Genomic DNA, 12152 nt, shown 5'->3' on the forward strand with positions numbered 1-12152 from the left:
TGGTGAACCGCTGTCCGGCAATGTCCGGAATGCGGCGCCCGCATTCCTGAACTCGTCAGCGAAGCTGCAGTTACGAAGGTTATTATTGCTTCACGTAGGAACTAATACGTCTGCGGAGAGCCAGAACGAGACTGCGGGTACACGCAGAATATCCGGGTCACCGGAGGGGAACGGGCCAGCAGCAGATCCGAACGTATTGCTGCTCTGCGAACAGCGCTTGAGACGACCGCGGGTATGCACTCGGATGCTGGTGTTGAGGTTCATTTTGCGGCGCAGGTTCCGCACCAGTCGCACGATCCGAAACAGGTTTTTGACGAGTCTTTCGGCCGCGGCGAGGCCCTGATCTATAAAGCCGTTTCAGCTGAACAGCATAGTGCGGTTACAGGTGAGGTAGGTGGGCTTTTTGCAACTACAGCAGCAACCTATGAGGGCGTCAGCCTGCAAAATCCGGCTGACGTGCTTTGCGGGACCGGAGGCATCTGCGCCTTTGGAGATCCGTCTGCAAGCTGTTATTCGGATGTTGACCACCTTAGTATCGGTGCGGCCAGAGTGCTCAGTCTTTAGGCGCTGAATATCCTGAATGATTTCAACACAGCCTGGTGCTCGCAAAACTGTCGAGCTGTTCGGATGTATTAAAAATGACGGATACGAAATTTTTTCCGGCAAACCGGCCCTTCGCCATTCCTGACAGAGGTCCGGATGTGTTGAAAAGCCATTGATTAAGGCCAGCGAAAGGCGCTTCTCTCGGGTGTGCAGATTGTGCGTGATCAAACAGAAAAGTCCGGAAGATTTTTTTGCGGTTTGCTTTCAACAACGTCGCAGGCACTGTGGTACCGTCGAAAACATGCACTTGAGGGCCATTACCCGGTTTGGAATCTCCAGAATGATAAATTTAAACATAGCTCTCTTCAGCGCCGGTCTTTCATTATTGTGCTTCGAAGCCGTAGCTGCTCCTTGCATCACGCAAAAAAACCAGTTTCAGGGCTACGTTCGTGCCTTCGCAGCAGAAGCACAGGGTAGTGGAATAAAGCAGCGCGGACTGCAGGCATTGTCCTCGACGGAACTGTCGGGAATTACATGGCGCTTTGAGTCGAATCCGCGCAGCCAGACCGGGACATTACAAAGCGATCCTGCCGCATTTCTTGCAAAGCGTAGTGGTTCCGGTGCTGACGCCTTCATTAACGCGACGCGCAACATCGTGAGGCAGAATGAGCGCGCCTTTTCAGCTCTGGAGCGGCAATATGGGGTGCCTGGATCAGTGCTGGCGACGATTTGGGGCCTCGAGACCAGCTGGGGCGGCTATCTCGGAGGCACGCCAATCGTTTCGGGCGCGGTTACCCTGGCGTCATATTGCCGACGGCATCCGCGGTTTGAGGCCCACGCGCTGGCGGCACTCGAACTCGTGGACCGCGGAGTAATAGGCGTTTCGACCAAAGGCGGCCCCTCTGGCGAGCTTGGACACATGCAGTTTCTGGCGGGCAACTGGGTGAAATTCGGCGTCGATGCAAACGGCGACGGACGCGCTGATCCTTACAACCCGATTGACGCACTGGCGACAGCGGCAAATATGCTGAACTCGAACGGATGGAGAGCAGGCGAGCCGTTTGGTGAGGGCTCCGGAAACTTTGGGGTGCTGTCGGTTTGGAACGACAGCGGGAACTACCAGAGAGCCATAGCATATGCTGCTGAGCGGGTGCGGAAATAGCCTGAGCGCAGACCAGTTTTTTTCCTGCTTCTGTGGCTCTGAGCGGTTGATGGCTGCAGTTCAAGGGGATGACAGCTCGTGGTGAAATCAGGTCTTGCGCGCTGACGCATTATCAACCGTTCAGTGCGGAACCCGGTCGGATACTGAAGTGGCGGAAGTTAACTCTTATTGGAAGTGAACCGTCTGAAAATGAAACGGCATCGCAGCAAAAATTCCTGGAATGCTTTACTGCGGACGTTATTCTGTGCGGAAGTTCGCCGGGACAGTAATCCTACTTGTGGGGCTTTCGAACGTGCCATTACCGCAACATTCTTTAAAAAGCCACGTCCGTGGTCCGCTGCATTCTTTACCTGCAGGCCTCAGTCATAGCGTGCTGACTTAAACCTGAGGATGTAATTCGTGCAGACCTGTCACCATCGAATTTCGAGAACCACCTGTGCGATCGCATGTCTCGTCACAGCGTTACTCTTGGCAACTGGCAGTGTCACGGATGCCCGGGCACAATCGCAAACCTTTGAACTGCAGGGCGCTGGCGCGTATAATGCAGAAGAAATCCTGAGCTTTGCAGCACAACTTGAGCTGACGCGAACCGGTACCGTCACGGCAAGTGGTATCGCGCGGACGATCGAGACTCTGTACCGTGAAGACGGTTATTTCCTCGCAGAAGCCAGCGTTGGTCGGGACGGAAAGACTATTTTCATAGACGAAGGCGAAATAGGTTCGGTATCGATAGAAGGGGTGGACCAGAAGACCTTTGACCTCATCAGCGGCTACTTTCGCCCCGTTGTCGGAAAGCAGGGCGTGACACTGGCAGAATTTGAGCGCGCTGTAATGCTGACGGAAGATATACAGTCTGTCACCGCATCTGCTGAAATCTACTATCCGGATGGCCAGGATGGCGCGCATGTCCGGGTGGTGGCTGAACAACAGGATACAGCTTCGGGATACGTGACACTGGACAATCCTGCCCGTGAGTTCGGAGATGCCGTGAGACTGACGTTCAGTCAGGAATTTATCAGCCTGCTGGCACCCGGAGACCTGTTTCGGTTTGAGTTGTCGGGTACAGCGGCCTTCGATGGCGACGAAAACGATCTTTACGGCTCGGTAATCTATCGTGCACCGGTCGGCTATGCCGGGACGTATGGCGAAATCTATCTGGGGAATGCGGTCGGCGATCGCGATGCAACAGGAAACCTTCGTCAGACTGATCTGGATGGCGACACTGTGATCCTCGCGATTGGCCACCCGTTTGTGCGCAGCATCGACACCTATGGGTATGGATTGCTGGAAGTGCGCCGGTCGAGCTCTGACAGCGACGTTGACGGTATCCCCACCGACTTTGAAAGTACCGTAAATGTTATCGGTGCATCGTGGATTTACGGGCGTGCGTTGCAGACCGGCGGGGCATTTGAATATGCGACAAACCTTGCGTTTGGATCGCGCACCAGTGGTGCGGACGGTTTTGATGACGGCGACGAGGACTTCTGGCATCTGCGCGCGGGCGCCGGATACGAGCAACCGGTAAGGTGGTTCGGAGAGAATTCCAGTTTTCGCACAGAGATATGGGGGCAGTATACGACCAGTCGGCTGCCCGGCATCGAAGAGTTCTATCTCGGCGGCATTGATGAGGAACGTGGCTATACCTTTGCAGAAGTTCAGGGTGATTCCGGCGTCTCAGCAGTTTTTCAGGCAGGACGCGATTTCTTTCCGCAGTCAAACACGGTGAGGCGCTACAGGCCGTTTGGCTTTGTCGATGTCGGATATGTCGATAACAACGACCCATCAGCCGAAGAGACAGACAACGAGTTTCTTTCCTCTGTGGGTCTCGGTGTCGATCTGGAATTCGAAAACAGGTTTTTTGCTCAAGCATACGTAGCCGTGCCAACGACTTCAGGCCCCGAAACAGATTCCGGCGATCCCGCCTTCTATCTCGCTCTTTCCAAAAGCTGGTGATCTTATGAAGCGCTTTGCAGGTGCCGTAACAATCTCAATTTTATTAGCTGCCCCAGCAGGACATGTTTCGGCCAGTGGAAACCATTACGGATGGTGCAACGGCGCTGGCAACCCGCATCGCGGATCCGGCTGTGGTGGTGGAGGAGCCACGACACAGCCCGGTCAGCTGCCCTCGAATGTGCCGACATCAACTCAAAAACCGGCGACAGGCACCGCTGTTCCGCAGACACCAGGGGGGCTGCCAACGCAGGTTATCGTGATCACGCCTCAGCCAGGTCAGACGATCACCGGCACCGGTCCCGTCACACCGGTCGTGGGTCAGCCAGGACCGACAATAACAGGAACCGGAAAGCCGACGATTGTGCTGAACCCGTTGCCGCCACAGGTGCTCACTGGTGTATCGCCTGGTGCAACTGTCACCACGCAGCCAACGCCGTCTTTTACCGGTATTGGCCTGCCGACTGTAACGATCAAACCAAACCCCGTGCAGACATTTACCGGCTACGGCAATGTCCCGGCCACAATCATAGTTCAGCCTGTTGCCCAACCCGGTTTTACAGGGACCGGAGCAGTGCCATTTCCGGTTCCACAACAGATACCGCAGAAAATTCCAACGGCCGTACCGTCGAAAATTCCACAGGGTACTCCCTACCTGATACCTTCGCTCAAACCGAGTCAGATCCCTACGAAAACTCCTGTCGCTGTCCCGACCAGTGTGCCCCAGGCCACCCCGGTATTGGTGCCACGTCCAATACCGCGTCCCAATGCTCTCAAACCTGTTGCAACGAAAACGCCCACCTCCCACAAACCTGTCTCAACCGGGACCGCTTTGGCCAATCAGCATATTACGCGCGTTCCAGGTCGCCAGGAGCAGCACAATTTGCCTGAATTCGACGCGGCGGACGGCGGAAAGCCATGGCATTGCGTGGCAAGCGGCCACGGCCAGCGAAAGACACTCGCTGACCGCCGCGTATCCGTAACCGGAACTTTGCGCCATGTCGGTTCTATTGACGTGCTGGGGCGGGACCTTCCGGCGCTTCACCCTCAGCATGCCGGTTGCATCATTTCGATCAGACGAAGAGCAAACTGAGGTGTCGCCCGAGACATTGACCTTCTGACAGATGGAAATGATGTCTTTGCCGGAATCTGGCGCAACAGGAGAAGGCCAACAGGCTTCCAGCGCGCCGATATGATCAGTCGTTTCGGCTTACCCCTGCCGTAATCGCAGTCTTCTCCCCGGTGCGGGTGGCTCAGTATCGTAAGCGGCAGAGGGTTTCTTCACTGAAACACGCGGCGCGTCCTGGAAGCCGTTTAAATCAACACCAGAACTTTCGGGCAGCGGCTGTTACCGCTTTCAGTGTGCCTGCGGAATGTCCGGCAATGCGCTGATCGCGTTATTCGCCCCGTCCGCATTCCGGCGATCCGTTATCGCGCCACATTACGGGCAGGTCCTGTGTGTCCGCGCAGCGCAGCGAGGCCGATTTTCTGTCAGATCTTTACCCCGGACAAATCGGTCCGGCCGGACGAGGTCCCAAGGGCCAGTACTACTTTGGTCAGTTATGGCAGTCTCTCGATCACGTCAATAATCATCAACTGGGCTATACGGATCAGATGTATAGTTTATAACTGTTAACGGTGAAAAAATTGAAATGAGCCCACTGGAGAAAATAATGGTAAGACTATCAATTGCAGCAACACTTGGCGCGGTCACGGCACTTGCAGGCTGTGTCGAAGACACCGGAAGTGTTGCGACAACAACGGCTCCGACGACGGCTGAACAGGCCTGCCTGCGCGATGTAACGGCGACTACCAACAATCCTGATGTCGTACTTCTTGGCTCGGAGTTCTCCGAAGCGGGAACGCTTGTGCGTGTCGGTGTGGGTCCTGGTCGCGCACCCTGGCAGTGCATCGCTTACAGTAACGGCTCCACGGCGGGGATTGAGTCCCTCACAGACGAAGGCGCGCTTTGAGACGCGGCTGAAGGAAAATTTCCGGGTTTAGCTCTCAACCCTGTCTGGTCGCAGTGATTGGTCGATCAAGAAGGGCCTGCAGCCGGGTCAGACAGGCGCAGAACCTGCTTACCGAAGGGTTTCTCGCGTCTGCCGGGCTGCCCGGACACCTCCGGTCTGGCGAGGCGTATGACAGTGTGCAGTCGTGGATTTTTCTTTTCACCCCGCCTGTTGCTACGTCGCACGCGCACAATCCGGCGCAACAGTTATCAACATTTAAGGAAGGTAATATGACATGGGTAAAGCACTGATCGGAATAGTCTGTCTGGTTCTGGGCCTCGTTCTTGGCACAGTCTTTGGCGGCGCGGTTGTCGGCGGCAGCGCGGCGGGCATCGGGATCGCAACGGGGCTTGGGGCAGGCATCTGCTCAACCGTTCGGGCGGCTCAGGAGGAAGGCATCATGACGGCTGAGCAGGTTGATCAGGTCCTCAACAGGGCTGCTGCTGACCTCGCTGCGGCCTCTGGCGCCGATGCACCTGAAAGCGTCGTCGGCAGCGCCGGAGAATGTGATGCCGTGCTGGAGCGGCTGCGTACTGCTGCTCAGGAAAGCTGACACCGAGGCGACACCTTCTTCGTCCATAATGCCGGAGAACATGCGATCTGACGGACATTTCATGTGCGTATTGATCTGGTGCGTGCCCGCGTGTTCAGGCACTGTTTTTTCGTCGGGCTGTGCACGGATAAGGTCAGCCTTCTGTGCATTCGCACATCCCGGGCAGTAAGGTGAGCGGTCACGTTCGACCCGGGATGCAGTTCTGCGGTCTCGGTCTGCAAGGAACCCGAGAGGTTTCCGCGGACCTGTGCTGTTATCACTTTTACGGCCCCCTTGGGGCGAAGCGCATGAATGGCGGGTAAGTCTGGTGGTCCCATAGCTGATCTTCCGATCAAGCATGCTCTGGCACACCAGAAACCCGACGTTGACCAGGTTTCACATAACGGCACTCTGCGCTGCATCCGGGGTCGGCCAGGCGCCCGGATCTAACGCCATTAACCGATGTGTTTAGTGCATTGTATATTCAGGCGAGGTGCAGATGCTTCAGTGTATCTATCTGTGCACTTCAGAGTGAAAATATTGAGCACTGCTTAATCATTAACACCGGACCGGATGCTATCCCGCGAACCTGAGAATACTGAAATCTACCCGCCAATCAGCGCAGGAAGCGTTAGCGAGATGGCCGGCACAAAGGTGATCAGCATCAATGCTATGAGTATTGCAATGTAGAATGGCCATATCGTGCGCACTGCTTTCTCCATCGGCAGTTTCCCGACAGCGCAACCGACAAACAGACAGGATCCGACCGGCGGGGTACACAAGCCCAACCCCAGGTTCACCAGCAGGATCATTCCAAACTGCAACGGATCAATGCCAAGTGCAGTGGCGACCGGCAGAAAGATGGGCGTGCAGATCAATATCAGCGCCGCCATATCCATGATCATTCCGAGGATGAGCAAAACCAGATTGATCATCAGCAAGATCAGGATCGGATTATCCGTCAAACCGGTTAGCAGATCCACGGTCCTGGCCGGTACCCGGTAGAACGTAAGCATATAGGCAAACGCACCCGCGCAGGCGATCAGGATCATGACCATGGCTGTTGTGCGCACCGATGAGACAACAGCCGTCCTGAATTTTTCAAAGGTGATTGAGCGATACACCAGAACCGTAACTAAAAAGGCGTATATAGCGCCAAAAGCGCCGGACTCGGTGACTGTGAAGATCCCCGACAGAACTCCACCGACGATGATGACAGCAGTCAGCAGCCCCGGGATCGCGCCGAAGAAGGCGATTGTCAGTGCTGTCCAGCCGGGAAACTTTTCGGCCGCATAGCCGCGCCTGACAGCCACGAGATAGGCTGCGGCCGCAAGACAGGTGCACATCAGAATGCCTGGAACAACACCGGCCAAAAACAGTTTGGAAATTGATATGCCACCACCAGCTGCAATGGCGAAGATGATCATATTATGGCTGGGTGGGATTATGATTCCCGCGATTGAGGACGTGACCGTGACATTCACGGCATAGTCAGCATCGTATCCTTTTTCCTTCATCACCGGCACAAGGATCGAACCCAGAGCAGAAATGTCGGCGATCGCAGATCCGGATATCCCTCCGAAAAGCATCGACGAAAAGACATTTACGATCCCGAGACCGCCCCTGACGGCCCCGACCGCGGCCTGCGCAAAGCGAACCAGACGCATCGCAATGCCACCATGAAACATCAGATCACCGGCAAAGATGAAAAACGGAATGGCCATAAGCGCAAAAACATTGATGCCCGATATGATCCGCTGGAACCCGATCATCAGCGGCAGGCCCTCGTACCAGAAGGCAGCGATGGCCGAGATCCCGAGAGCGAAGGCCACGGGCGTGCCGATCACTACGCAGAAGGCAAACGCCCCCAAAAGAACTGCAATTCCCATGAAATGGCCCTATTCGATGCTATCGCGGCGCTCGTCGACGCCGAGGAACAGGCGGATAAGGTGACCGAGTGAGAAAATCAGGATCAAACCACCGCCGATTGTGAGGGGCAAAGACCGCAATCCTTCAGGAAGCTGGATGAGCGGAATGAGAGAGCCCCATTTGAAGATCGTCAGTTGCATACCGTACCAGAGCATCAGCGCTCCGAACCCGGCCATGGTTGCGTCACTGATGACCACAAAAACATTACGCACCCATCTCGGCACGGACGCGCGAATAACAGAGACCGACAGATGTGTGTTTTCGTGAACACCAACTGCAGCACCCAGAAAGGCGATCAGCATAACCAAAAGCAGGGCCACCTGCTCCACCCAGGTGGGTGTCGCGTTCAGAACGTAGCGGCCAAAAACCAGCCACCCGAAAATGACTGTTAAAACGACCAGCGCAATTCCGGTCAGGATACGACAAACCAGTGCGATCATATCAAGTGTCGCTGTCATTCGCTTCAGGTACTTCGAAGTTTCAGAGGCGCTGTTCATTTGATGGACCCTGCGAAAAAGTGCCCGGCTCCGAAGCGTCGAAGCCGGACACGACCAGTTTCAGGAAAAAGCCGCGGCTTACTCGGTTGCCTGAATCAGCTCGACCAACGGACGCAGAGTTGGATTGGTTTCGAAATAGGCTTCGTAAACCGGACCCATTGCGTCCTGGAACGGCGCTTTATCCGCGATTTCGTTCACGATGACGCCGCCGGCTTCGACCGCTTCCCGGCTTGCCTTTTCACGCGCTGCCCAAAGCTCTCTTTGCAGCACTGCGGATTCCTGTGCGGCCTCTGTTACGGCCGACTGCATTTCTGCTGAAAGACCCTCGAAGGCCGCCGTATTCACACAGATACACTCGGGAATAATCAGGTGCTGAGACAGCGAGTAGTAGCCTGCCACCTCAAAGTGACCGGTGGATTCGTAGGAGGGCCAGTTGTTTTCGGCCCCGTCGACAACGCCCGTCTTAAGAGCTTGATATACTTCTGCAAATGCCATCGGCGACGGGTTGCCACCCAGCTGTGAGATCATTCCTGTGAACAGGTCGTTGTTCATCACGCGGACTTTCATACCCTGAACATCTGCCGGAGTATTGATCGGCTTTTCGCCGTTATAGAAGGAACGTGCACCCGCATCATACCAGGCCAGAGGCGTCAGGCCCTTTGCTGCCATCCCTGCCGCAATCGCAGCGCCGCCATCGCTGTCCAGAACGCGGAACATGTGTGGCACGTCCTTAAAGATAAACGGCAATGATACAACATTAGCTTCAGCAACGATCGGTCCAATGGGGCCGAGGTTAAAGTTACCGATTTCCAGTGCGCCGGCGCGAACCTGCTCTACCGCGTCAGGCTGGCTGCCCAGTGTTCCGCCGTGGAACATCTGCAGTGTCACCTCGCCGCCGGTTTTATCAGCAAGCAATTCAGCGAATTTGTCCATCGCGACCGTGTTCGGATAGCCTTCGACGTGGATGTTCCAGCCGCGCCAGTCCGCCGCGTGCGCCGTAACGCAGATAACGGAAAGCGCCGCTGCGCCGATAAGTGATTTGGTGATGTTCTCGAACATGATGTCCTCCCTTGAGAATTGAACCAGTATTCTTGTCGTCATGCCAGGATCCGGTCAAACCCCCGACATACACTTCGATATGTCCGCCTTAGCTGATGAGTAACTGATCGCCCTCAAAAGAAGACTAGTATACCAGTTTTGTCAACGATTATTATTCTGACCCTCAAACCGGAACGGCAAAGCACGCGCCAGTCAGGCTTCGCCGCGGACCGGGCGGTTATTCTCGATGTTAAACTTCATTCCATCCAGAAGCTCCGCAAGATCAGGTCTGGCAGCAGGACCGTTTGATATATCCACAAGCATGAGGGTGCCGTCGGGCCTGATACCAAACGCCCCGGGTTCAGCGAACCTGTTGCTGGTCTCGGCGTCGGACAGTGGATCGGACACATAAAGCCCCAGAGATCGCATTTGCTTTTCGGTCAGGCCAAAGGATAAATCGAAATTCCACCCGAACTCTTCTTTGTCCAAACGGGCTTTTTCTGCCGTATCCGCAGAAACCACGATGACATCCATTACCGAGTTCCAGTCTGACAGGACATCGTTCAGCTTGCTCAGGAACCGCTTGCATCTCGGGCAGTGCCTGCCGCGGTACACGAAGAGCATGGTCCAACGCTCCTTTGGCCGTCCGATACTGACCGGGGCACTATCGAGCGTTTCAAAGGTCATCTCTTCTACCGGTTTACCGACGCGCGGTTTGGTGTGCATGATTTCGCCCCCCTAAGTGACCTGTGCGTTTTCAGGCATGAAGTAATCGGCATTCGTTTCAGAAATACGGCTGATGGTTTCGTCCAGTCTCGACAGATGCAGCATGCCGGCTTTTATTGCCACATCGGCGTCATTTCCTGCGACGGCTGTCGCAATGGCACGATGATCCTGCACAAGTTCCGGCATACGGTCTCCCTTGGACATGCTCAGCTTGCACAACCGGTCCACTTTGGACTTTTCAGACATGATCACATCAAAGGCGAACTCCGCCTGCGCGATTTGAGACAGCGTTTTATGAAATTCGTAGTCCAGCTCATTGAACCGGTCGATATCTTTGGCCCTGACTGCATCTTCCTGCTGCTCCAGAGCCTTTTCCAGAATTGCTGATCCTTCTCGATTGCATAATTCTGCAGCACATCTGAGAACTTCTTTTTCCACGGCTGCGCGCACAAACCGCGATTTGACAATTTCGCGCATGGAAAAGCGTTTTACTTCGGTCGCCCGCTGCGGGCGGATCAGCAGCAGATCAAGCGTTGCCAGGCGATTGAACGCATCCCGCACCGGCTGACGAGAGACACCGAACTGCGTTGCGATGTCTGCTTCCGATATCTTGTCTCCGGGCTTAAGGCGCAGGGCCGAGATTTCTTCATACAGGTAATCGTAAATGTCATCGACGCTGGTGCGCCGTGTACCGAACTGAGTTACCTGCGCCATCTGGCTGTCTCCTGTCAGGGTCTTTCATTAAGCGTTTAACGAGATTTTTTGGACAACAGTACTCGAATTATACGGCCGCATTGATCACCTGGCTGGATAACGCACCAGTAAACGCGTCCGGGCGGGCCCTCAAAACATCTGATTGACTAGTATACCAGTTTCTGTGAAAAGTGAAATTAAATCCAGGACGAAACGGCATTTTGTTGTTGGTGAAAGCGCGAATGTATCGGCAGATACCATGGCCCGATCGCTACAACGTACCGTTTCAGCCGGTTTTAAAAGGCAAAAAAGGAACCAGAAAATGAAACTTGCCGGACAAGCTGCAATTGTAACAGGCGGCGGCCGCGACATCGGACAGGCGGCTGTACTAAAGCTTGCATCAGAAGGCGCGAGCGTGGCGATAAACTACCATTCCAGCAGCGAAGGTGCCGATGCCGCCGTGAATCAGATCGAAGCGCAGGGCGGTCGAGCCTTCGCCCTCAAGGGTGACCTGACGAAACAGGAAGACGTGGATGCACTCATTGCGAAAACGGTTGAGGAATTTGGCGGGATCAACATTCTGGTGAACAACGCTGGGGGCCTGATTGCACGCAAGAAGATTGCAGAGATGGAACTGGACCATTGGAACGCTGTCATGGATCTGAACCTGACCAGCGTGTTTATGGTAACCAGGGCCTGTCTTGCCCATATGCAGACCGGCGCTGTCGTTAATCTGGCCAGTCAGGCCGCGCGTGACGGCGGGGGTGCCGGAGCCGTTGCGTACGCAGCCTCAAAGGGTGCAATCATGACAATGACGCGAGGGCTGGCCAAAGAGGTCGGGCCGGAAATTCGTGTAAACGCCCTTTGTCCCGGAATGATCGATACGGATTTTCATAATGTGCACACTCCTGACGCTGCGCGACGCGGCTATGAAGCCGCAGTTCCGGTTCGCCGGCAGGGGACAGTCGAAGACACCGCCAGTCTGATCCTGTTTCTTGCCTGTGAGGATTCGGCATTCATTACCGGTGCAAATATCGATATCAACGGTGGCATGCTCTTTTCATGAAACG

General features: G+C 55.2%; 12 protein-coding genes. 7 read left to right on the top strand and 5 right to left on the bottom strand.

All coding sequences use genetic code 11. The annotated features are described in order from the left end of the window. Positions 1–195 precede the first annotated feature (195 nt). The 6 genes from G3256_RS19375 (at position 196) to G3256_RS03270 (ending at position 6220) form a co-directional block, all read left to right on the top strand. A complete protein-coding gene (locus G3256_RS19375) occupies positions 196–564 on the top strand; it encodes an SGNH hydrolase domain-containing protein (RefSeq protein ID WP_484592911.1) in 369 nt (122 codons plus the stop codon). A 199-nt stretch (positions 565–763) separates the two neighbouring features. Then, positions 764–1705 (top strand): lytic murein transglycosylase, encoded by a 942-nt coding sequence (locus G3256_RS03250; protein ID WP_246227747.1) that lies wholly within the window; start codon positions 764–766, stop codon positions 1703–1705. 468 nt (positions 1706–2173) lie between these two features. Further along, positions 2174–3658, top strand: a complete 1485-nt coding sequence (locus G3256_RS03255) for a ShlB/FhaC/HecB family hemolysin secretion/activation protein (protein WP_169639468.1) — start codon at positions 2174–2176, stop codon at positions 3656–3658. A 4-nt stretch (positions 3659–3662) separates the two neighbouring features. Further along, positions 3663–4748, top strand: coding sequence for a hypothetical protein (locus tag G3256_RS03260; RefSeq protein ID WP_169639469.1), 1086 nt, complete (start codon positions 3663–3665; stop codon positions 4746–4748). A gap of 580 nt (positions 4749–5328) precedes the next feature. Further along, a complete protein-coding gene (locus G3256_RS03265) occupies positions 5329–5628 on the top strand; it encodes a hypothetical protein (protein WP_169639470.1) in 300 nt (99 codons plus the stop codon). Positions 5629–5902: 274 nt separating this feature from the next. Beyond that, positions 5903–6220 carry a hypothetical protein gene (locus G3256_RS03270; protein WP_169639471.1) on the top strand — a complete coding sequence of 106 codons (318 nt, stop codon included), beginning with the start codon at positions 5903–5905 and terminating at the stop codon, positions 6218–6220. A 584-nt stretch (positions 6221–6804) separates the two neighbouring features. Here the strand turns inward: G3256_RS03270 and G3256_RS03275 are convergent. From G3256_RS03275 to G3256_RS03295, 5 genes are all read right to left on the bottom strand, one after another. Continuing rightward, on the bottom strand, positions 6805–8088 hold the full coding sequence (locus G3256_RS03275) for a TRAP transporter large permease (RefSeq protein WP_169639472.1): 1284 nt from the start codon (positions 8086–8088) through the stop codon (positions 6805–6807). A gap of 9 nt (positions 8089–8097) precedes the next feature. Further along, positions 8098–8625 (bottom strand): TRAP transporter small permease, encoded by a 528-nt coding sequence (locus tag G3256_RS03280; protein WP_169639473.1) that lies wholly within the window; start codon positions 8623–8625, stop codon positions 8098–8100. Positions 8626–8703: 78 nt separating this feature from the next. After that, on the bottom strand, positions 8704–9684 hold the full coding sequence (locus G3256_RS03285) for a TRAP transporter substrate-binding protein (RefSeq protein ID WP_169639474.1): 981 nt from the start codon (positions 9682–9684) through the stop codon (positions 8704–8706). Positions 9685–9876: 192 nt separating this feature from the next. After that, complete coding sequence (locus tag G3256_RS03290) at positions 9877–10389, bottom strand: redoxin domain-containing protein (protein WP_169639475.1); 513 nt, start codon at positions 10387–10389, stop codon at positions 9877–9879. A 12-nt stretch (positions 10390–10401) separates the two neighbouring features. Continuing rightward, entirely contained in the window at positions 10402–11103 is a 702-nt protein-coding gene (locus G3256_RS03295; protein ID WP_169639476.1) for a GntR family transcriptional regulator, read from the bottom strand. Positions 11104–11266: 163 nt separating this feature from the next. Between G3256_RS03295 and G3256_RS03300 the strand changes: the two genes are divergently transcribed. Further along, positions 11267–12148 (top strand): SDR family NAD(P)-dependent oxidoreductase, encoded by an 882-nt coding sequence (locus tag G3256_RS03300; protein WP_246227749.1) that lies wholly within the window; start codon positions 11267–11269, stop codon positions 12146–12148. Positions 12149–12152: the final 4 nt, after the last annotated feature.

The organism is Roseobacter ponti, assembly GCF_012932215.1.
In the GTDB taxonomy this organism is placed as follows: domain Bacteria; phylum Pseudomonadota; class Alphaproteobacteria; order Rhodobacterales; family Rhodobacteraceae; genus Roseobacter; species Roseobacter ponti.